Below are 249 nucleotides of genomic sequence, written 5' to 3' on the forward strand. Positions count from 1 at the left end.
CTGGTGGTAGCGACAACGATACGCCAACTTTGAGCGTCAGCAATGTCACGGTCGCGGAGAGCGGTGGCTTTGCGCAATTCACGGTGAGCTTAAGTAATGCTAGCACCACAGCAACGAGTGTCAGCCTCGCCTTAGGCGGTGGTAACGCCACAGGCAGTGGTACGGATTACGGTAGTGCGACAGCGACGAATCTGCAAGTATCAACGGATGGTGGAACGACGTGGAACAATGCGGCTACGGCGACGATTG

1 pseudogene is annotated in these 249 nt (G+C 56.2%); it reads left to right on the top strand.

Annotated features, from left to right (window positions below):
- Positions 1-249, top strand: a pseudogene (locus ACO0KW_RS20490) (hypothetical protein); the annotation flags it as partial.

Origin of the sequence: Undibacterium sp. Ji22W (assembly GCF_049340305.1) — a bacterium.
GTDB lineage: Bacteria > Pseudomonadota > Gammaproteobacteria > Burkholderiales > Burkholderiaceae_D > Undibacterium.